The following is a 19,608-nucleotide window of genomic DNA, read 5'->3' on the forward strand; positions in this document are numbered from 1 at the left end:
CGCGCGCCCGATGAGCATCCAGCTGATCCTCGGCGCGGTCGCCCTGGTCGTCGTCGCCTGGCTCGCCGCCTGCGCCGAGGCCGGGCTCGCCCGCGTCTCCGGCTTCCGCGCCGCCGAGGCCGTCCGTTCCGGACGGCGCGGCGCCGAGAAGCTCGCACAGGTCGCCTCCGACCCCACCCGCTACCTCAACGTGGCGCTGCTCGTCCGCGTCGCCTGCGAGATGGCGGCCGGCGTCCTCGTCACCTACGCCTGCCTGGAGTACTTCCCGGAGACCTGGGAGGCGCTGCTCGTCGCGATCGCCGTGATGGTCCTGGTGAGCTACGTGGCCGTCGGCGTCTCGCCGCGCACCATCGGCCGCCAGCACCCGCTGAACACCGCCACGGCCGCCGCGTACGTCCTCGTCCCGCTGGCCCGGATCATGGGCCCGATCCCGCAGCTGCTGATCCTCATCGGCAACGCGCTGACCCCGGGCAAGGGCTTCCGCAAGGGCCCCTTCGCCTCCGAGGCCGAGCTGCGGGCGATGGTCGACCTCGCCGAGCAGGAGTCGCTGATCGAGGACGAGGAGCGCCGCATGGTGCACTCGGTCTTCGAGCTCGGCGACACGCTCGTGCGGGAGGTCATGGTGCCCCGCACCGACCTCATCTGCATCGAGCGGTACAAGACCGTCCGGCAGGCCCTCACCCTCGCCCTGCGCTCCGGCTTCTCCCGCATCCCGGTGACCGGCGAGAACGAGGACGACATCGTCGGGATCGTGTACCTCAAGGACCTGGTCCGCAAGACGCACATCAACCGCGACGCCGAGGCCGACCTGGTCTCCACCGCGATGCGCGCGGCGGCCTTCGTCCCCGACACCAAGAACGCCGGCGACCTGCTGCGCGAGATGCAGCAGGAGCGCAACCACGTCGCCGTCGTCATCGACGAGTACGGCGGCACGGCCGGCATCGTCACCATCGAGGACATCCTGGAGGAGATCGTCGGCGAGATCACCGACGAGTACGACCGGGAGCTGCCGCCGGTCCAGGAGCTCGGCGACGACCGCCACCGGGTCACCGCCCGCCTCGACATCGGCGACCTGGGCGAGCTGTACGGCTTCGGCCCCGACGAGTTCGACGACGAGGACGTGGAGACGGTGGGCGGGCTGCTCGCCAAGGCCCTCGGCCGCGTCCCCATCTCCGGCGCCTCCGCCGTCGTCGCCCTGCCGGACGGGCGGGAGCTGCGGCTGACCGCCGAGGCCCCGGCCGGCCGCCGGAACAAGATCGTCACCGTGCTCGTCGAGCCGGTCGTCCCGGCCGGCGCGGAGGAGGAGGGCGGGGCATGACCCCCGAGCAGCTGCGCGCCTTCTGCCTGGAGTTCGAGGACGCCGGCGAGGAGTTCCCCTTCGGCCCCGACACCTCGGTCTTCAAGGTGGCCGGGAAGCTCTTCGCGCTGACACGGCTGGACGCCGAGCCGCTGCGGGTCAACCTGAAGTGCGATCCGGAGGACGCCGTACGGCTCCGCGAGGAGCATCCGGCGATCACCCCCGGCTACCACATGAACAAGCGCCACTGGAACACGGTCGAGGTGGCCGGGCTCCCGGACCGGATGGTCCGGGAGCTCGTCGAGGACTCGTACGACCTGGTCGTCGCGGGCCTGCCGAAGGCGGTGCGGCTCCGGCTCGACCGGCCGTAGCTCAGCGGGAGCGGCGCAGGCCCAGGGCGATCAGGACCGCCGCGCCGAGCACGATCGCCGCGTCCAGGGCGATGACCGTGCGCACCCCCTCGTAGAGGCTTTCGCCGGTGGTGGCCAGGACGCCCAGCATCGGGATGCCGACGGTGAGGCCGACCTGCTGGGTGGTGGTGACCAGGCCGGTCGCCAGGCCCTGCTCCTCGTCCCGCACGCCCGAGGTGACCGTCAGGCCGTACGAGATGATCGCGCCGAGGTGGAACATCGAGGCGAGGGTGACCGCGACGGTCGCCACGACCGCGCCGGAGCGCTCGCCGATCCCGAGCAGCCCCGCCGTGAGGACCGCCTGCCCGGCGAGCGAGACGGCGAGGGTGCGGCGGGCGCCGATCCGCCCGACGACCTTCGGCGTGAGCGTCCCCGCGAGGACCGAGAACAGGCCCTGGATCCCGAAGACGACGCCCGTGGCGAAGGCCGACAGGCCCAGCGTGGACTGGAGGTAGAGGGTCAGGACGAAGACGATCGTCGACATCGTCGAGAAGGTGACGAGCCCGCCGAGGTTGCCGAAGGCGACCGTGCGCCGGCGGAGCATCGGCAGCGAGACCAGCGGCGCCGGGTGGCGGGCCTCGACGGCCACGAAGGCGGCCAGCAGGAGCACTCCGCCGGCCAGGGCGACGAGCACGTCGGCGCCGCCGAAGCCGCGCTCGGCGGCGGTGGTCAGGGCGTAGATGAGGGCGAGCAGGCCGCCGGTGACGGTGACCGCGCCGGGCACGTCCAGCCGGGGGCGGTCCGGGGTGCGGGACTCGGTGAGCAGGCCGGGGGCGAGCGGCAGCACGGCGAGCGTGAAGACGGCGAGCAGGCCCATGGTGGAGCGCCAGCCCAGGGTGTCGGTCATGACGCCGCCGAGGACCATGCCGATGGTGAAGCCCAGCGACATCAGGGTGCCGGAGATGCCGAGGGCCCGGTCGCGCAGCGGCCCCTCCGGGAAGGAGGTGGTGAGCAGCGACATGCCGGTGGGCACGATCGCGGCGGCGCCGACGCCCTGGAGGGCGCGGCCGGCGAGGAAGGAGGCCGGGTCCCAGGCGACGGTGGCGAGCACGGACGCGGCGGCGAAGAGCCCGAGGCCGCCGAGGAAGAGCCGCTTGCGGCCGTAGAGGTCGCCGATCCGCCCGAACAGGAGCAGGAAGCCGCCCGAGGGGAGGGCGAAGGCGGTGACGGCCCACTGGAGGGCGGAGCGGTCGAGGCCGAGGTCGGCACCGAGGACGGGGAGGGCGACGTTGAGGACGGAGAAGTCGAGCGCCACGATGAACTGGGCGGCGCAGAGCACGAAGAGGACGAGCCGGGAGCGGCCGGTGAGGGCGGGGGCCGGCGGCGCGGGGACGGCGGGGGCGGGCGGGGGAGAGGACACGGTTGCCATGACCACGACTCTCGTGGTCCGGGAACAACGCCGGGGAGCGGGAACTTATCCTGTTGGTCGCACCACCAGGCGTCCGGGGGAGGAAGCACACGTGGTCACAGCGGCGGAGAGCGCCGGGGGCAAGGCGCACCGGCTGGCGGAGCTGCGCGAGTTCCTGATGAGCCGCCGGGCCCGGGTCACCCCGGCCGAGGCGGGGCTCCCGGACGGCGGCGGCAGACGGCGCACGCCCGGGCTGCGCCGGGAGGAGGTCGCCGTCCTCGCCGGGGTCGGCGTCAGCTGGTACCAGTGGCTGGAGCAGGGCCGGGACATCACCGTCTCCCCGCAGGTCCTGGACTCGGTGGCGCGGGTGCTGCGGCTGAGCCCGGCGGAGCGCCGGCACCTGTACGTCCTGGCGGCGCTGAACCCGCCGGCCCTCGAAGCGGCCCCGGAGGACCGGGACATGTGCGACGGGCTGCGGCGGCTGATCGAGGCGTGGATGCCCTTCCCCGCGCACATCATGGACGTGTACTGGAACACGGTGATGTACAACGACGCGGCGGCGGCCGTGCTCGGGATGCGCCCGGACGTCACCCGGAACTGCCTGATCGACTTCTTCACCGACGAGATGTACCGGGCGCGGATGCGCGGCTGGGAGGAGCTGGCGCCGAGCATCGTGGCGCAGTTCCGGTCGGCCTGCTCGGAGTGCCCGGACGACGACGGCTTCCGCGCGGTGGTCGAGGAGGCGAAGGCGGCGAGCGCCGAGTTCGCGGAGCTGTGGGAGCGCCGGGACATCCGGCCGGGCGGCCAGAACCGCAAGGAGATGGACCATCCGGTGGCCGGGCTGCTGGTCATGGAGGCCACCCAGCTGCGGGTGCCGGCCCGCCCGGACCTGGTGATCGTGCTGCACACCCCGCTGCCGGAGGCCGGCACGGCCGAGAAACTGGAGTGGCTGGTCTCGCCGGAGGGCCGGCGGGGGGCGATGTACCCGCTGGCGGGCTGACCGGCGGTCCCGTACCCGCCGGCGGGCCGACCGGCGGCCCCGACCTATGCTCGGTCCATGACACTCAGCAGTGAGCACGGGGACCTCGGCCCCGAGGACCTGAAGATCATCACGCTGGCGCGCAGCGCCCGCGCCCGCAACGGCGTGCCCGAGGGCGCGGCCGTACGGGACGAGACCGGCCGCACCTACGTCGCGGGCACGGTGGAGCTGGAGTCGCTGAAGCTGAGCGCGCTGCGGACCGCCGTGGCGATGGCCGTGGCCAGCGGGGCGCGGTCGCTGGAGGCGGCGGCCGTGGTGTCCGGCGCCGAGGCCGCGTCGGACGAGGACCGGGCGGCCGTGCGGGACCTGGGCGGACCGCAGACGCCGGTGCTGCTCGCGGGGCCCGACGGGAAGCTGCGCGCGGCGGTCACCGCGGGCTGAGCGCCGCGCGGGGAACGGAAGGGGTCCGGCCACGGCCGGGCCCTTGCGCGTTTGTGAAGGATCTCCGCGACTTCTCTTGCCTTCCCGTGCCGTCTGCGTCTCAATAGGCGGCGGACGGTCCGACGGGCCGTCAGGTCTCCGCCATTCCACGCAGTGCCCGCACCCCTGCGTTCGTCATCGGAAGGGGTACGAACCCGCCATGAGAAGAAGCACCTTAGGGGCGGCCGGGGCGCTCGCCGCGGGCCTCGCCAGCATGTCGCTCGTCTTCGCCCCCACGGCGTCCGCCGCCGTCTCGCCGGGCTCGGCGACGGCCACGTACGACTGCGGCAGCTGGGGCGGCGGCACCGCCACGCTCACCATGACCCACTCCGGGACCACGGGGCAGGTCACGATCGCCGCGCCCGTCACCACGCCGATCGCGGTCGGCGCGGACACGATCAGCTCCACGCTGATCCTGGACAACGCGACGGGCCCCGACCGGGTCTTCACCGGCAAGAAGAACCCGGCGATCCCGGCCGGCGGCACGGCGAAGCTGGGCCCGCTGACCGCCACCAACGTGGTGGCCGGCGACAGCCTCAACTCGTACTTCGCCGGAGTCGCCCTCAAGCTGGTGATCTTCGGCGTCACGGTGAACTGCGACGCGGTGACCTCGCAGTCGCCGGGGCCGTTCGTCGTCAGCTGATCCACCGCACCACCTCCGACCGGTGCCGCCGCGGGCGGCGCCGGTCTTCGGCGTGCCCGGGAACATTCCGGAGAAGTCGGTACATCGACCGATCCTGCCATTATCTGATGGGTCATCAGTCGATGGCGTCCGTCGTTATTGACTTCTCTCGCCCCCCGGCCGTCAATGGCGCCCTCTCGACCCTCAGGAGGGGGCACTCACATGGCACTCACCCGGACCCGGACGGCGGCCCGAAGACGGCGGTGGACCGCCGTTCTCGGCGCCACCGCCCTCGCGTTCGCGGCCGGCGGCGCGCTCGCCGCCCCGGCGACCGCGCTCGGCAGCGCCCAGTCGGTGGACTTCACCACCCGCTGCGTCCCGCCGCCCATCGCCGGCATCCCGCCCATCGAGGGCACCACCACCGCCGTGATCTCGGTCGACAACGCCACCCCCAAGGTCGGCGACACGGTCAAGGTGACCTACTCGGTCACCAAGCCCGCCGCGTCGAACCCGGTCGACCTCGCGCTCCCGGCCGACATCCTCACCCCGAGCGGCAAGGTCGTCCTCGGCGGCGCCCAGACCGGCGCGGTCAGCGTCACCGGACCCAAGAAGAACCCGCCGGTCCCCGGCAAGGGCGCCTTCCCGGGCTTCTCCATGACCGGCTCCTTCACGGTCACCACGGCCGGCGCGATCACCCTCTCGCCGGGCGACTACAACATCCACACCAGCTACCTCATGGAGCTGGACACCCCGTGCACGGTGCTCAACCCGCCCGCGCCCGTCTCCGAGACGGTCCAGGCCGGCGACCAGCCCGTGCCCAACGAGCGGACCCTCGCGCTCGGCGCCGCCTCCGGAGCCCCCGGAGTCCGCGTCACCGTCACGGGTGCCGAGTTCACCCCGCTCACCGAGGTGACCGTGGCCGCCCGCGCCGGGGCCGCGGAGACCGCCGACCGGATGACGGTCACCACCGACAGCGAGGGCGGCTTCGTCGCCCGCCTCAAGGTGAACGACCTCGCCACCACCGGGATCGTCGCCTACGAGGGCGGCTCCTGGAACGCCGAGAAGGGCGCCGGCCCGCTCCCGTACCAGGTGATCGACGACACCCCGACCCCGCCGAACAGCCAGAAGGTCACCGCCACGGTCCGCGCGGGCGAACTGTCCATGACCCAGGCCGGTGACGCCGTCTCGCTCTCCGCGGTCGACTTCGGCCAGGGCGGCTCCGCCACCGGCGCGCTCCAGACGGTGACGGTCAAGGACTTCCGCGGCGGCCCCGCGGGCTGGTCCGTGACCGGCAAGGTCACCGACTTCACCGGCCCGGGCGGCGCCATCGGCGCCGACAAGCTCAGCTGGACCCCGGCCTGCATCGCCAAGGAGGGCAGCCCCAGCGCCTGCGCGGCCGGCTCCGCCGGACCCGTCGGCTCCGGCGCCACCCTCGCCTCCACGGCGAACGGCACGGTCACCGGCGGCGAGTTCACCGTCGACGCCCGGCTCGCGCTGGACGTCCCGGCGTTCACCGCCCCCGGCAACTACGCGGGCGTGCTCACGCTGACCCTGTCCTGACGGCGGCCGACGGGCCGGCCGGGCGCACCCCCGGCCGGCCCCTCGGCGGTCCCCACCCACACGTCCCCACCGCACCCCCGGGGGTTCCGCACCGTGCGACGCAAGCTGTACGTCCTCCTCCTGAGCGCCGCCCTGCTGCTCCTCGGGGCCCCGGCCGCCCAGGCCGCCGAGAACGGCGAGTGGGCCGTCTACCCGGCCGCCGCCCGGCTCGGCGAACGCCCCTACTACTTCCTCACCGCCGACCCCGGCGCCACCCTCCGCGACCGGGTCACCGTCGCCAACAAGACCGCCGCCCCGCTCACCTTCCGGCTCTACGGCGCCGACGCCTACAACACCGAGCGCGACGGCGGCTTCGCCATCCGCACCCTCAAGGAGGAGCAGACCGGCGCCGGAGCCTGGATCAGGCCCGAGCGCACCACGGTCACCGTCCCGCCGCGCTCCTCCGTCACCGTCCCCTTCACCCTCACCGTCCCCGCCGACGCCGACCCCGGCGACCACCCCGGCGCCCTCGTCGCCCTCGACGAGCGGATCAGCCCGGCCGGCGGCGGCTCCGTCGCCATGGGCGTCCAGCGGGCCGTCGCCGCCCGCGTCTACCTCAAGGTCAGCGGCCCCGCCGTGCCCGCGCTCGCCGTCGAGGACGTCACCGTGGAGCAGGACCGGCCGGCCGTCCCCGGCACCCGGGAGAGCACCGCCCTCGTCACGTACACCCTCCACAACCGCGGCAACGTCACCCTCGACCCCCGGGTCGTCCTCACCGCCGAGGGCCTCTTCGGCCGGACCCTGCTCGACCGCGACCTCGACCGGGTGCCGTCCGAGCTGCTGCCCCGGCAGCGGATCCGGCTGACCGAGCGGTGGACCGGCTCGCCGCAGTTCGACTGGGCCGAGATCACTCTCACCGCCACCGCCAAGGACGTCCGCGAGAGCGCCGCCGTCTCCTTCCTCGCCCTGCCCTGGCCGGTCGCCGGAGCGCTCGCGCTCGCCGCCGCCGGGGGCCTCGCCGGCCGGCGGATCCGGCGCCGCCGGGCCCGGCCGGGACACTGAGTGCGTGGCGCGCCCGCTCATCGGGGACAATGGCCCCCATGAGCGTGCGCAGTGATGAGACCGATGAGAACACCGCCCCCCACCGGGCGGGCTTCGCCTGCTTCGTCGGGCGCCCCAACGCGGGCAAGTCCACCCTCACGAACGCTCTGGTCGGCCAGAAGGTGGCGATCACCTCCAACCGCCCCCAGACCACCCGGCACACCGTGCGCGGCATCGTGCACCGCCCGGACGCGCAGCTGATCCTGGTGGACACCCCCGGCCTCCACAAGCCGCGCACCCTCCTCGGCGAGCGGCTCAACGATGTCGTCCGCACCACCTGGGCCGAGGTCGACGTCATCGGCTTCTGCCTGCCCGCCGACCAGAAGCTCGGCCCCGGCGACCGCTTCATCGCCAAGGAGCTCGCCGAGATCAAGAAGACCCCCAAGGTCGCCATCGTCACCAAGACCGACCTGGTGGACTCCAAGACCCTCGCCGAGCAGCTGATCGCCATCGACCAGCTCGGCCGCGAGCTCGGCATCGAGTGGGCGGAGATCGTCCCGGTCTCCGCCGTCGGCGACAAGCAGGTCCAGCTCGTCGCCGACCTGCTCATCCCGCTCCTGCCGAAGTCCCCGCCGCTCTACCCGGAGGGCGACCTCACGGACGAGCCGGAGCAGGTGATGGTCGCCGAGCTGATCCGCGAGGCCGCGCTCGAAGGCGTGCGCGACGAGCTGCCGCACTCCATCGCGGTCGTCGTCGAGGAGATGATCCCCCGCGAGGGCCGCCCCGCCGACCGGCCGCTGCTCGACATCCACGCCAACGTGTACATCGAGCGCCCCAGCCAGAAGGGCATCATCATCGGCCCCAAGGGCAGCCGCCTGAAGGAGGTCGGGATGAAGTCCCGCAAGCACATCGAGGCCCTCCTCGGCACCCCGGTCTTCCTCGACCTGCACGTCAAGGTCGCGAAGGACTGGCAGCGCGACCCCAAGCAGCTCCGCCGCCTGGGCTTCTAGCGGTGCTCGACACCGCGACGGAACGCTTCGCCGACGCGGCGGTCGCCCTGCCGGCCGCCGCCCTCGCCACCGCCTGGGACCGCATGGTCGACGACCGGTCCCGGGGCGGCCGGGAGGCGAGCCGGGCGGCGCGGCCGTCGGCGGCGCAGGACTCGGCGCTGGTGCACCGGGTCCGCTCGGCGCTGCTGCCCCGCGCCGGCGAGCTGAACGGCCACCTCGACGGGCTCCACTCCGACGCCAAGTCCGCGATCTGCATCGCCTCCCGGGCGGTCCTCAAGCGCGGCCGGCTCACCCCGGAGCAGTACGCCCTCCTGACCGCCCCCTTCACCGACCTCGGCGTCCCGGCGCCCCCGCACCCGACCGCGGAGCTGCCCTGAGCCGGTGGGCCGGCCGCCGGGAGGTCAGGCGCCCTCTTCGAGGACCCTCGTCACGAGGGTCCGCTGGGCGTCCGTGAGGTGGGGGTCGGCGCACCTCACGGTGCGCCCGTCGACCGTGATCTCGTAGGAGAAGCCGTCCGGGACGCCCCGGGCGGCCTCCGGGCCGGCGAGGACGGCGGAGGCCAGGGACTCCCACTCGGGGCCCGTGACCTCCACCTCCGCCGACCGCTCGATGCCCGCGAAACCGCCCGTGCGCCGCACTCGAATCCGCATGGGCCCTGTCTACCAGCCGGATCAGTCGGTCGGCAGGCCCACGGCCGCCCAGGCCTTCGCGACGGCCTGGAACTCCGCCGCGTCGCCGTACCGCGCCTTCGCCGCCGCCACCGTCGCCGCCGCGAACTCGGCGAAGCGGGTCTCCGGGGCGAGCGTCCCGCCCGTCATCACGTCGTACCAGATCCGCCCGGCCCGGTCCCAGGCGTGGCCGCCGAGCTCGGTGGCCACCAGGTAGAAGGCGTGGTTCGGGATGCCGGAGTTGATGTGCACCCCGCCGTTGTCCCGGCTCGTGCGCACGTAGTCGTCCATGTGGGCCGGCTGCGGGTCCTTGCCGAGCACGTCGTCGTCGTACGCGGTGCCCGGCGCCTTCATCGAGCGCAGCGCCGTCCCCTCCACGTCCGGGTGGAAGAGGCCCTCGCCGATCAGCCAGTCGGCCTGGTCGGCGGTCTGGCCGAGCGCGTGCTGCTTCACCAGCGAGCCGAAGACGTCCGAGACGGACTCGTTGAGCGCGCCGGACTGGCTGAAGTACTCCAGGTTCGCCGTGTACTGCGTGAAGCCGTGCGCCAGCTCGTGGCCGATGACGTCCACCGGGAGGGTGAAGTCGAGGAAGATCTCGTCGTCGCCGTCGCCGAACACCATCTGCTCGCCGTTCCAGAAGGCGTTGCCGTACTTCTCGTCGTAGTGGACGGTCGCGAGCAGCGGCAGCCCCGCCCCGTCCACCGAGTCGCGGCCGAAGACGTCCCGGAAGAGGGCGAAGGTCGCGCCGAGACCCGCGTAGGCCCGGTTGACCGTGGCGTCGGCCGTCGCCTCCTCGCCCTCCCCGCGGACCTTCGTGCCCGGCAGGTCGGTGCGGTGCCCGGCGTCGTAGATCGTGCGGCGCGGGGCCGCGGGCCCGGCCGGCGGCTCCGCGGGGGCCGCCGCCGCGCGGGGCAGGACCCGGGCGGTCCGGGCCGAGGCGTCGGCGATCAGGGTGCGGCGGGCGGCGGCCGCGACGGCGGGGTTCCCGGAGGCCGCCAGGTGCTCCAGGAGGTGGGGCGGCACGATCGTGCAGAAGGGGGAGGTCATACCCGGCAATGTGGCACCGGGCGACGCCACTGTCACGGGAAGTGACGAGGATTGGCGAAATGGAGTGATGAGTCACCTTTCGCTCTTGACGGCACCCCCGTCCCGCATACTGGAACAGGACGTCCGGCTTCCCCGGCAGTGGGCTATGGTGACGCACATCATGCGTTTCGGGCTGCTTCTCCTTAGCTGCCGCGGCGAGGGCCTGTAGTCGTAGGCCGACCCCCTCCCCGCGGGTTTCGGTGTTGCGTTCGACAGTCGGCCGTCCCCCGTGAAGGACCCGAGGAGCCCTACGCAATGTCCCAGTCTCCGTTCGTCAGCCGTCCGACGCCGATCACCAACGCGACGCACACGCAGAAGCCGTCCGGGATGCCGATCCACAAGTACGGCCGCTACGAGGCCGTCGAGATCCCCGACCGCACCTGGCCCGAGCAGCGGATCACCAAGGCCCCCCGCTGGCTGTCGACCGACCTGCGCGACGGCAACCAGGCCCTGATCGACCCGATGTCCCCGGCCCGCAAGCGCGAGATGTTCGACCTGCTGGTACGCCTGGGCTACAAGGAGATCGAGGTCGGCTTCCCGTCCTCCGGCGAGACGGACTTCGCCTTCGTCCGCTCCATCATCGAAGAGGGCGCGATCCCGGACGACGTCACCATCTCCGTCCTGACCCAGGCCCGCGAGGACCTGATCGAGCGGACCGTGGAGTCCCTGGTCGGCGCCAAGCGCGCCACCGTCCACCTGTACAACGCCACCGCGCCGACCTTCCGCCGGGTCGTCTTCCGCGGCTCCAAGGACGACATCAAGCAGATCGCCGTCGACGGCACCCGCCTGGTGATGGAGTACGCCGAGAAGCTGCTGGGCCCGGAGACCACCTTCGGCTACCAGTACAGCCCCGAGATCTTCACCGACACCGAACTGGACTTCGCCCTGGAGGTCTGCGAGGCCGTCTGCGACGTCTGGCAGCCCGGCCCCGGCCGCGAGATCATCCTCAACCTGCCCGCCACCGTGGAGCGTTCGACCCCCTCCACGCACGCGGACCGCTTCGAGTGGATGTCCCGCCACCTGACCCGCCGCGAGCACGTCTGCCTGTCCGTGCACCCGCACAACGACCGCGGCACCGCCGTCGCCGCCGCCGAGCTGGCCATCATGGCCGGCGCCGACCGCATCGAGGGCTGCCTGTTCGGCCAGGGCGAGCGGACCGGCAACGTCGACCTGGTCACCCTGGGCATGAACCTGTTCAGCCAGGGCGTCGACCCGCAGATCGACTTCTCGCAGATCGACGAGATCCGCCGCACCAGCGAGTACTGCAACCAGATGGAGGTCCACCCGCGCCACCCCTACGCGGGCGACCTGGTCTACACCGCCTTCTCCGGCTCCCACCAGGACGCCATCAAGAAGGGCTTCGACGCCATGGAGGCCGACGCGGCCGCCCAGGGCAAGACCGTCGACGACATCGAGTGGGCCGTTCCCTACCTGCCCATCGACCCCAAGGACGTGGGCCGCTCCTACGAGGCCGTCATCCGGGTCAACTCGCAGTCCGGCAAGGGCGGCATCGCCTACGTCCTGAAGAACGACCACAAACTGGACCTGCCCCGCCGGATGCAGATCGAGTTCTCCCGGATCATCCAGGCCAAGACCGACGCCGAGGGCGGCGAGGTCACCCCGGCGCAGATCTGGTCCGTCTTCCAGGACGAGTACCTGCCCAACCCGGAGAACGCCTGGGGCCGCATCCAGCTGCGCTCCGGCCAGTCCACCTCGGACACGGACGGCACCGACACCCTGCGCGTCGAGGCGGTCGTCGACGGCGTCGACACCGTCCTGACCGGCTCCGGCAACGGCCCGATCTCCGCCTTCTTCGACGCCCTGCAGTCGATCGGCGTGGACGCCCGCCTGCTGGACTACCAGGAGCACACCATGAGCGAGGGCGCCTCCGCGCAGGCCGCCTCGTACATCGAGTGCGCCATCGACGGACGCGTGCTGTGGGGCATCGGCATCGACGCCAACACCACCCGCGCCTCCCTGAAGGCGGTCATCTCGGCGGTCAACCGCTCCGCGCGCTGACCTCGCGCCCCGTACGGCGCCCCGCCCCTCCACGAGGGGGCGGGGCGCCGTTTTTTGTGAGGTGCGTCACGGTTTCAGGCCTGCTTAAGGAAGATCATTCGGACTTGCCCGAAACGGCGCCCTATGCGGTGAGTTGACGGCACATCACGGCGTGACGGATGGTTCAGACCACTCCCCACGGGACCCCCCACACCTTCCCTCCCCTTACTCCCTGACCTGGAGTTCCGCATGCGCACGTCCGCTGCCGTGGCCACCGTCCTCGCGGTGACCGGAGCCGCCCTCGCCTGGGCCCCCGCCGCTTCCGCCGCCCCCGCCGAATGCACCCCGAACCCGCTCGGCACCGCCGGGCTCTACGCGGAGTTCGTCGAGGGCGACTCGGTGCGGCACTCGGACTCCGAGGGCGCGGTCGCGGTCGGCGGCGACGCGGCCTTCGGCGACCCGAAGGCGCCCTCCGGCTTCTCCGTGGGCCACCAGCTCACCCCGGGCGACCTCGGCAAGCTCCCCGGCGGCCACAGCCTCGTCGTCGGCGGCACCCTGACGGCCAACCAGGTCGTCATCACCAAGGGCACCGGCATAGCCGGCAAGGTCGTCAACGCCTCCGGAGGCAGGAACTTCGGCGTCGACGGCCCGATCGCCGAGGGCGCCTCCCCGGTCGACTTCGGCAAGGAGTTCACGGACCTGCGCGCCCGCTCCGCCGGCTGGGCGGCCCAGAAGCCCAACGGCACGGTCGCCGCCTCCGGCGACGGCCTCTTCCTCACCGGCACCGACGGCACGCTCAACGTCTTCGCCGTGGACGCCGCCGAGCTCCAGAAGGCCCGCTCGATCACCCTCGACGTCCCGGTCGGCGCCTCGACCCTGGTGAACGTCCTCGGCACCGCCTACGACATGAACGCCCACGCCACCTACGGCGTCTACTACAAGAACCTCGCCGGCGGCGCGGCCGTCGTCGACGACTACAACGTGCCGGACCCGGCCTACCGGACCATCCGCTCCAAGCTGCTGTGGAACTTCCCGCAGGCCACCATGGTGAAGAAGAACTACACCTCCTGGCCCGGCACCATCCTGGCGCCGAACGCCACCGTCCACATGGGCGGCCCCGGCGTCGGCCCCGGCCACGTCAACGGCGCCGTGATCGCCAAGGAACTCGTCACCGTCCCCGGCGCCGAGACCCACCAGATGACCTTCACCGGCTGCCTTCCCGGCGAGACCGCCCCCGGCCCCGTCGTCACCCCGGAGACGCCGAAGCCGACCGACACCCCGGTCCCCACCCCGCCGGTCACCACAGCCCCGGCCCCGAGCCCCACCACCTCCGCGCCCGGCGCCCCGGAGACCACCGCGCCCGCCACCCCGGCCCCCTCCGCGACGACCTCCGGCGCCCCCTCCGAGAGCCCCGCCCCCGGCGGCACCCCGGAGGAGACCACCGCCGCGCCCGCCCCCTCCGCGACCACCCCGGAGGGTGATCTCGCGACGACGGGTTCGGCCATCGGACCCGGGGTCATCGGGGCGGCCGTCGGCGCCCTGCTCCTCGGCGGAGGCTTCCTGGCCTTCGCGAAGCGCCGCCGCCGGGCCTGAAACCCGGGTGGCGCGTCTCGGCCATCTCCGGTGCGAAGTGGTGACGAGGTGCTGACGCCACATCAAGGATGTGGCTAACATCACGCCAACGCACCGGCAGTGCAGCCGGGCCGTTGAGGAGGTGCGCGTGCGCTCTGCCCGGAAAACGCGTGGTGGGAAGCTGACCGTCTGCGGCATCCGCACCTCCTGGAACACCATCGGCGACGGCGAGTTCTTCTGCGAGGAGTGCGGCGGCGACCGCAACTACCGGCGGCGCACCGGCCGCCGCAGGTTCGCCGTCCTCGGCGTCCCGCTCGTGCCACGGGGCTGTACCGGCCCGGTGGTGGAGTGCGCCGCCTGCCACACCCGCTTCGGCACCGAGGTGCTGGAGCGGCCCACCACCGGCCGCTTCTCCGCGATGCTGCGGGACGCCGTCCACACCGTCGCCCTCGCCGTCCTCGCGGCCGGCGGCACCGGCTCCCGCGAGGTCCTGGACCGCGCCGTGCACGCCGTCCGGTCGGCCGGGTACGACGAGTGCACGGCCGTTCAGCTCGTCGACCTGGTCGAGGCGCTGGAGGCCGACACCGGGCGGTTCATGCCCGAGATCAACCCCGACGGCGCCCTCCTCGCCATCGAGATCCACGAGGCCGTCGCCCCGCTCACCCCGCACCTGGAGCCCGCCGGGCGCGAGGCCCTGCTGCTCCAGGCCGCGCGGATCGCGCTGGCCGACGGCGGCTACAGCCCGGCCGAGCAGGAGGTCCTGGGGACCGTCGGGACGGCGCTCGGCCTCCCGCCCGAGGACGTGCTGCGGCTGCTGGCCTCCGCCCGCACCGTCTCCTGAGCCCGGGCCCACGGCACGGCGTTCCGGTCGATCCGGAAGACGTCGCCGGGGGCGACGACGGCGCCGCCGCGTCCCCCGTACCGCCCGTCCCGGGGACGGGCGGTACGGGCCGTTCAGACCAGGCCGTGCGCGGCGGCCCGGCGGGCGTCGGACCCGGCCCCGAGCCGCTCGAAGCCCTCCCGGGCGAAGGCCAGTTCGAGCCGAGCGGCCTCCTCGTCCCCGGCGGCCCGGTCGGCAGCCGCGACCAGCGTCCGCGTCCGCGCCGCCTCGTACGGCACCCGCAGCCGCAGCCACAGGTCGAGCGCCCGCCGCAGCACGGGCAGCGCCTCGCCGGGGCCCCCGGCCAGGGCCACCGCGCCGGCCGCCGTGTCGGCGAGGGCGCGCAGCAGCGGCACGTCCCCGGCGAGGGCGTCGAGCTCCGCCGCCGCGTCCGCCGCGTCCCGTACGGCTCCGACGGCGAGGGAGACCTCGGCCGAGGCGGCGAGCAGCCGGGCCCGGGCCGACGGGCCGTGGTGGGCGTCCTGGCAGGCCAGCGCGAGCCGCAGCCCGGTCGCCGCCGCGTCGGCGCGGCCCTGCGCGAGCCGCAGCAGGGCGAGCCCCGGCTGGGGGAGCCGGCCCAGCTCGTGGGCGCGGGCGTAGGAGCGGGCGGCCTCGTCGAGGCGGCCCTGGCGGCGCTGGACGTCCCCGGCGGCGCAGTACGCGGACGCCGCCGCCTCCAGGTGGTCCACGGGCACCTCGCGGCAGGCCCGCCGGGCCTCCTCCTCGGCGGCCGTCCACTCGCCGAGCAGGTCCAGGACCTGGACCCGGTGGGCCCGGCACACCCCGCGGAAGGGGTTCTCGCCGGTGCCGTGGGCGGCGCACCACTCCATCGCCGTGCGGGTCCACTCCACGGCCCGGCCGAAGTCGGCCGCCTCCCCGCACCGGGTGAGGGCCAGGCAGTGGACCCGGCCGGTGACGATGTCGCTCAGCTCGCCCACCTCCGCCGCGCCCATCGCCTCGTCGAGGAGCGCGAGCCCCTCCGTCCGGCGGCCCTGGGCGAGCAGGACGGCGGAGGCGGCCTGGCGGCCGAGCGCCAGCAGGTCGGGGCTGCCGGAGCCTTCGGCGAGGCGGGTCATGCGGCCGGCGGCGGCCAGCGCGGCGGGGCCGTCGCCGCGGGCGGTGGCCTCCTCGGCGTCGGCCCAGGCGAGGAAGGACTGTTCGGGGCAGGGCGGCAGCCCGTCGAGGTGGTGGCGGGCGCGGTGCAGCCAGCCGGCGGCGACGGCGGGCCGGCCCAGGTCCGCGTACTCGTGGTGGAGCCACCAGGCGGCGAGTCCGGCGCCCCGGTGGTCGCCGGCCGCGACGTGGGCGGCGTGCGCCCGCAGCCGGGCGGCGACGGACTCGTCGAGGTGCCCGCACCACCAGGCGGCGTCGGAGAGCGCGGAGAGGTCGTCGGCGGTCAGCGGCCGGTCCGGGTGCCGGTCGCGGGCGTGCAGCAGCGCGTACGCCTCGGCCCAGGCCTCGCGGGTCACCGCGTCGCGGGCCCGTCCGGCGCGGTCGATCACGGGTGCGGACACGGCCCTCACCCCTTCCGGTCCTTCCAGCGTAGGACCGGACGCGGGGAGGGGGCACCCGGTGGGCGCCCCCTCCCTCATGCGCGCGGCGCGGTCGCGCGTCAGTCGATGGCGCCGCTCGCGCGGAGCATGTCCTCGCGCTCGACGATCTTCACGCGCTCGCGGCCCTGCGGCTCGCCCAGCGCCTTCTCGGCGGCGTCCAGGGCGTACCAGCCCTCCCACGTGGTGTAGGTGAGGCCCTTGCCCTCCAGGAAGGCGGTGATCGCCTCGGGCTCCGGGCTGGCCGGGGTGAGGAGCCGGCCGGCGGCGAAGTCCTCCAGGAGGTTGCCGACGGTCTCGTTGGCGTCGCCCTTGGTGTGGCCGATGAGGCCGACCGGGCCGCGGCGGATCCAGCCGGTGACGTAGGTGGAGGCCATGTGCTCCTCGCCCTCCATCACCCGGCCGCCCTGGTCCGGGACGGTGCCGCTGACGGCGTCCCAGGGGAGCTTGGGCAGCTCGTCGGAGAGGTAGCCGACGGCGCGGTAGACGGACTGGACGTCCCAGTCGGTGGTGACGCCGGTGCCCTTCACGTTGCCGGTGCCGTCGAGTTCGGTGCGCTCGGTGCGCAGGCCGACGACCTGGCCGTTCTCGCCGAGGATCTCGACGGGGGACTCGAAGAAGTGCAGGAAGAGCTTGTGGGGGCGGTCGCCGACGTCGCGGATCGCCCAGTTCTCCAGGGTCTTGGCGACCATGTCGGTCTGCTTGTTCTTGCGGCGCTCGGCGATCGAGCCCTCGTCGTAGTCGATGTCCTCGGGGTTGACGATGACCTCGATGTTCGGCGAGTGGTCCAGCTCGCGCAGCTCCATGGGGCTGAACTTCGCCTGCGCGGGGCCGCGGCGGCCGAAGACGTGGATCTCGACGGCCTTGTTGGCCTTCAGGCCCTCGTGGACGTTGGCGGGGATCTCGGTGGGCAGCAGCTCCTCGGCGGTCTTGGCGAGGATGCGGGCGACGTCGAGGGCCACGTTGCCGACGCCGAGGACGGCGACCTTCTCGGCGGACAGGTCCCAGGTGCGCGGGACGTCCGGGTGGCCGTCGTACCAGGAGGCGAAGTCGGCGGCGCCGAAGGAGCCGTCCAGCTCGACGCCGGGGATCCTCAGCTCGCGGTCGAACATGGCGCCGGTCGAGAAGACCACCGCGTCGTAGAAGGAGCGCAGGTCGTCGAGGTGGACGTCGGTGCCGTAGTTCACGTTGCCGAAGAGGCGGACCTGCGGCTTGTCGAGGACCTGGTGGAGGGCGGTGATGATGCCCTTGATCCGCGGGTGGTCGGGGGCCACGCCGTAGCGGATCAGGCCGAAGGGGGCCGGCATCCGCTCGAAGATGTCGATGGACACGCCCGGCTCGGCGGCGGTGTCGGACTTCAGCAGCGCGTCGGCGGCGTAGATGCCGGCGGGGCCGGCGCCGACGATCGCGACCCGGAGGGGGCGGGGCATGACTGGGTTCCCTTCGCAAGCGGGGTGCGGCGAGGCCGCCGACACTTAGGCCACCCTAATTAACACCCGGCGCCGAGTGGTACCCGACCCCGGTCTATGCCCCCATAAGGCAGGCTTATGACTTCTCAAAGTCCGCCTGAGGTGAACGAGGTCACGGCCAGCAGCGCGAGCGCGACCGTGCCCGCGATCCCGCAGGCGAGCAGGAAGGCGCCGCCGACCGTGTTCACCAGCCGGGTGAACGGCGGCGAGGGCACGAGCACGTCCGCCGGGTCCTCCCGGGGGTGGAACACGGTGAGGGCCGCACCGGCCGTGCCGTGCACGAAGATCCGGTAGTCGCCGGTCCCGTCGGGGTAGACGTACGCGCCCGGCGACGTGGCCCGGGTGGCGGTCACCGCGACCCCGTGCCGCCGCAGCCACCGCTCGCGCAGGCTGTGCCCGAGGCCGTACGCGCCGAATCCGAGCGCCGCCCAGCTGATGCCGCCCACCGGGATCTCCACGATGACGACGTCCCAGTGGCCCAGGGACCCGGCGACCACCGCGAGCGCGATCAGCGCGAGCAGGTGGAGGAGGGCGCCCCGCACGATCCGGCGGGCGAACCTGTGGCGCCACCCCGGGGCCAGCGAGCGGATCGCGGCGAAGCGGGCGCCGTCGACGTCGTCCCGGTCCGTCCGCCCGGCGAGCAGGTCGTTGATCGTGTCGGCGAAGAGGGCCGCCCCGTCCGGGTCGACGCCGTCGATCCGGTGGACGCGCGGTGTCGCCCCGGTCTTCGCCCGCAGTTCGATCAGGACCGTCCCGCCCTCGGCGCGGAGCCGGCCGAGGCCGTCGGCGGTGAAGACGATCTGTTCCGTCGGGAGGTCGAGGACGAGGCCTTCGTCCTCGGCGGACAGGACGGTTCCGTCCCGGCCCACGAGGACCGGGAGGGAAGCGATGGGTATCGGCATGAGCATGATCGTAGAGCCGGGGGCGGGCCCCGGGTCAGCCCCTTGCGGCGAACACCGCCAGGGCGATCAGCAGGACGGCCGCGGCCACGGCGGCCACGACCGCCTTCCGGGGGACGCCGGAGCCGGCGGCGGGCTCCGGGGCGCGGGGCACGCTGGTGACGACGAGCGCGGCGCCGTCGGGCGCGGGGGTCTCCGGGAGGGCGGAGGTCACGGCGTCCGCGAAGGCGAGCGCGCCGGTCTCGTCGACGTCGGCGACCCGGTAGATCGTCGGCTCGTTGGCCCCGGACGCCGTCAGGACGATCGCCACGGAGCGGCCCTCGGCGTGGACGAAGGAGATCGCCGCCAGCGGTATGAGGTGCTCCTTGTCCGTGCGGTGCAGGGTGACCGGGCCGCCCGCGAAGCGGAGAACCGATTCGCCACCGCGCAGGACCAGAGAGGGGGTGGCCGTCATCGTCCGCGTTCCTCCGCCGCCGTCGGTGCGTCCCGGGGCGCCTCCGGGCGACAGGGCGACGCTCCCTCGCCGATCGTAGGGGCACCGGCACGCCCCGCACCATGCCCGGCCCCGTGCCGCGGCCGTTTCGCGCCCCCTTCATGCGCCCCGGCGTGCGCCGGGAGCGAAATCCGGGGGCGTTTCGTTCCGTCCGGGGAATGGCTCCACGGTGTCCCGGGACGGCCGTTCGAGAATCCCCCGGATTTGCGGTGTCCCGCCGATTCCACGGCCGACCCGACGGCCGCGAATCGAATTATCCGCTCGAAC

The 19,608-nt window shown here is 73.6% G+C and carries 19 protein-coding genes; 12 read left to right on the forward strand and 7 right to left on the reverse strand.

Features of this window, described 5'->3' with window-relative positions; genetic code table 11:
- The first annotated feature begins 10 nt into the window (after window positions 1-10).
- A complete protein-coding gene (locus tag ACFW6A_RS12900) occupies window positions 11-1,318 on the forward strand; it encodes a hemolysin family protein (RefSeq protein ID WP_351851555.1) in 1,308 nt (435 codons plus the stop codon).
- The gene (locus ACFW6A_RS12905; protein WP_351851557.1) at window positions 1,315-1,668 is read left to right on the forward strand and encodes an MmcQ/YjbR family DNA-binding protein; all 354 of its coding nucleotides are present in this window, start codon (window positions 1,315-1,317) and stop codon (window positions 1,666-1,668) included. The genes ACFW6A_RS12900 and ACFW6A_RS12905 overlap by 4 nt, the downstream gene beginning before the upstream one ends.
- A gap of 1 nt (window position 1,669) precedes the next feature.
- Here ACFW6A_RS12905 and ACFW6A_RS12910 read toward each other — a convergent pair whose 3' ends face one another.
- Entirely contained in the window at window positions 1,670-3,076 is a 1,407-nt protein-coding gene (locus ACFW6A_RS12910) for an MFS transporter (protein WP_351851559.1), read from the reverse strand.
- A 91-nt stretch (window positions 3,077-3,167) separates the two neighbouring features.
- Here ACFW6A_RS12910 and ACFW6A_RS12915 point away from each other — a divergent pair, with 91 nt between their 5' ends.
- From ACFW6A_RS12915 to ACFW6A_RS12945, 7 genes are all read left to right on the forward strand, one after another.
- The gene (locus ACFW6A_RS12915; protein WP_351851561.1) at window positions 3,168-4,055 is read left to right on the forward strand and encodes a helix-turn-helix transcriptional regulator; all 888 of its coding nucleotides are present in this window, start codon (window positions 3,168-3,170) and stop codon (window positions 4,053-4,055) included.
- A 57-nt stretch (window positions 4,056-4,112) separates the two neighbouring features.
- Window positions 4,113-4,475 (forward strand): cytidine deaminase, encoded by a 363-nt coding sequence (locus ACFW6A_RS12920; RefSeq protein ID WP_351851563.1) that lies wholly within the window; start codon window positions 4,113-4,115, stop codon window positions 4,473-4,475.
- Between the two features lie 199 nt (window positions 4,476-4,674).
- Window positions 4,675-5,157: a hypothetical protein gene (locus ACFW6A_RS12925; RefSeq protein WP_351851564.1), complete on the forward strand. Its 483-nt coding sequence runs from the start codon at window positions 4,675-4,677 to the stop codon at window positions 5,155-5,157.
- 201 nt (window positions 5,158-5,358) lie between these two features.
- The gene (locus tag ACFW6A_RS12930; RefSeq protein ID WP_386479275.1) at window positions 5,359-6,696 is read left to right on the forward strand and encodes a beta-xylosidase; all 1,338 of its coding nucleotides are present in this window, start codon (window positions 5,359-5,361) and stop codon (window positions 6,694-6,696) included.
- 93 nt (window positions 6,697-6,789) lie between these two features.
- Window positions 6,790-7,737, forward strand: a complete 948-nt coding sequence (locus tag ACFW6A_RS12935; RefSeq protein ID WP_386640433.1) for a WxL protein peptidoglycan domain-containing protein — start codon at window positions 6,790-6,792, stop codon at window positions 7,735-7,737.
- A 29-nt stretch (window positions 7,738-7,766) separates the two neighbouring features.
- Window positions 7,767-8,726 (forward strand): GTPase Era, encoded by a 960-nt coding sequence (gene era / locus ACFW6A_RS12940; protein ID WP_043221464.1) that lies wholly within the window; start codon window positions 7,767-7,769, stop codon window positions 8,724-8,726.
- 2 nt (window positions 8,727-8,728) lie between these two features.
- Window positions 8,729-9,103, forward strand: a complete 375-nt coding sequence (locus tag ACFW6A_RS12945; RefSeq protein ID WP_386479282.1) for a hypothetical protein — start codon at window positions 8,729-8,731, stop codon at window positions 9,101-9,103.
- 24 nt (window positions 9,104-9,127) lie between these two features.
- On the opposite strand, the gene ACFW6A_RS12950 is transcribed toward ACFW6A_RS12945, so the two are convergent.
- Together ACFW6A_RS12950 and ACFW6A_RS12955 are read right to left on the reverse strand one after the other, a co-directional pair.
- Entirely contained in the window at window positions 9,128-9,376 is a 249-nt protein-coding gene (locus tag ACFW6A_RS12950; protein WP_351851573.1) for a protealysin inhibitor emfourin, read from the reverse strand.
- A gap of 21 nt (window positions 9,377-9,397) precedes the next feature.
- The gene (locus ACFW6A_RS12955; protein ID WP_386640437.1) at window positions 9,398-10,441 is read right to left on the reverse strand and encodes a M4 family metallopeptidase; all 1,044 of its coding nucleotides are present in this window, start codon (window positions 10,439-10,441) and stop codon (window positions 9,398-9,400) included.
- Between the two features lie 294 nt (window positions 10,442-10,735).
- Here ACFW6A_RS12955 and leuA point away from each other — a divergent pair, with 294 nt between their 5' ends.
- From leuA to ACFW6A_RS12970, 3 genes are all read left to right on the forward strand, one after another.
- A complete protein-coding gene (gene leuA, locus ACFW6A_RS12960) occupies window positions 10,736-12,499 on the forward strand; it encodes a 2-isopropylmalate synthase (RefSeq protein ID WP_351851578.1) in 1,764 nt (587 codons plus the stop codon).
- A gap of 228 nt (window positions 12,500-12,727) precedes the next feature.
- Window positions 12,728-14,071, forward strand: a complete 1,344-nt coding sequence (locus tag ACFW6A_RS12965; RefSeq protein ID WP_386479288.1) for a choice-of-anchor A family protein — start codon at window positions 12,728-12,730, stop codon at window positions 14,069-14,071.
- A 127-nt stretch (window positions 14,072-14,198) separates the two neighbouring features.
- Window positions 14,199-14,891: a TerB family tellurite resistance protein gene (locus tag ACFW6A_RS12970; protein ID WP_351851584.1), complete on the forward strand. Its 693-nt coding sequence runs from the start codon at window positions 14,199-14,201 to the stop codon at window positions 14,889-14,891.
- A gap of 113 nt (window positions 14,892-15,004) precedes the next feature.
- Here ACFW6A_RS12970 and ACFW6A_RS12975 read toward each other — a convergent pair whose 3' ends face one another.
- The 4 genes from ACFW6A_RS12975 to ACFW6A_RS12990 all read right to left on the reverse strand — a co-directional run bounded on the left by ACFW6A_RS12975 (window position 15,005) and on the right by ACFW6A_RS12990 (window position 19,302).
- On the reverse strand, window positions 15,005-16,444 hold the full coding sequence (locus ACFW6A_RS12975; RefSeq protein ID WP_386640440.1) for a LuxR family transcriptional regulator: 1,440 nt from the start codon (window positions 16,442-16,444) through the stop codon (window positions 15,005-15,007).
- A gap of 98 nt (window positions 16,445-16,542) precedes the next feature.
- Window positions 16,543-17,910 (reverse strand): FAD-dependent oxidoreductase, encoded by a 1,368-nt coding sequence (locus tag ACFW6A_RS12980; RefSeq protein WP_386640443.1) that lies wholly within the window; start codon window positions 17,908-17,910, stop codon window positions 16,543-16,545.
- A 125-nt stretch (window positions 17,911-18,035) separates the two neighbouring features.
- Complete coding sequence (locus ACFW6A_RS12985; protein WP_351851591.1) at window positions 18,036-18,851, reverse strand: hypothetical protein; 816 nt, start codon at window positions 18,849-18,851, stop codon at window positions 18,036-18,038.
- A gap of 34 nt (window positions 18,852-18,885) precedes the next feature.
- The gene (locus ACFW6A_RS12990) at window positions 18,886-19,302 is read right to left on the reverse strand and encodes a hypothetical protein (protein ID WP_386479295.1); all 417 of its coding nucleotides are present in this window, start codon (window positions 19,300-19,302) and stop codon (window positions 18,886-18,888) included.
- Window positions 19,303-19,608: the final 306 nt, after the last annotated feature.

The organism is Streptomyces sp. NPDC058758 (assembly GCF_042746075.1).
Classification (GTDB): domain Bacteria; phylum Actinomycetota; class Actinomycetes; order Streptomycetales; family Streptomycetaceae; genus Streptomyces.

Excerpts from the sequence above, each read along its gene's own strand:
- ACFW6A_RS12900 (WP_351851555.1), top strand. The coding sequence starts at position 11 with ATGAGCATCCAGCTGATCCTCGGCGCGGTCGCCCTGGTCGTCGTCGCC.
- ACFW6A_RS12905 (WP_351851557.1), top strand. The coding sequence starts at position 1,315 with ATGACCCCCGAGCAGCTGCGCGCCTTCTGCCTGGAGTTCGAGGACGCC.
- ACFW6A_RS12910 (WP_351851559.1), bottom strand. The coding sequence starts at position 3,076 with ATGGCAACCGTGTCCTCTCCCCCGCCCGCCCCCGCCGTCCCCGCGCCG.
- ACFW6A_RS12920 (WP_351851563.1), top strand. The coding sequence starts at position 4,113 with ATGACACTCAGCAGTGAGCACGGGGACCTCGGCCCCGAGGACCTGAAG.
- ACFW6A_RS12925 (WP_351851564.1), top strand. The coding sequence starts at position 4,675 with ATGAGAAGAAGCACCTTAGGGGCGGCCGGGGCGCTCGCCGCGGGCCTC.
- ACFW6A_RS12930 (WP_386479275.1), top strand. The coding sequence starts at position 5,359 with ATGGCACTCACCCGGACCCGGACGGCGGCCCGAAGACGGCGGTGGACC.
- era (WP_043221464.1), top strand. The coding sequence starts at position 7,767 with ATGGCCCCCATGAGCGTGCGCAGTGATGAGACCGATGAGAACACCGCC.
- ACFW6A_RS12950 (WP_351851573.1), bottom strand. The coding sequence starts at position 9,376 with ATGCGGATTCGAGTGCGGCGCACGGGCGGTTTCGCGGGCATCGAGCGG.
- ACFW6A_RS12955 (WP_386640437.1), bottom strand. The coding sequence starts at position 10,441 with ATGACCTCCCCCTTCTGCACGATCGTGCCGCCCCACCTCCTGGAGCAC.
- leuA (WP_351851578.1), top strand. The coding sequence starts at position 10,736 with ATGTCCCAGTCTCCGTTCGTCAGCCGTCCGACGCCGATCACCAACGCG.
- ACFW6A_RS12965 (WP_386479288.1), top strand. The coding sequence starts at position 12,728 with ATGCGCACGTCCGCTGCCGTGGCCACCGTCCTCGCGGTGACCGGAGCC.
- ACFW6A_RS12980 (WP_386640443.1), bottom strand. The coding sequence starts at position 17,910 with ATGCCCCGCCCCCTCCGGGTCGCGATCGTCGGCGCCGGCCCCGCCGGC.
- ACFW6A_RS12985 (WP_351851591.1), bottom strand. The coding sequence starts at position 18,851 with ATGCCGATACCCATCGCTTCCCTCCCGGTCCTCGTGGGCCGGGACGGA.
- ACFW6A_RS12990 (WP_386479295.1), bottom strand. The coding sequence starts at position 19,302 with ATGACGGCCACCCCCTCTCTGGTCCTGCGCGGTGGCGAATCGGTTCTC.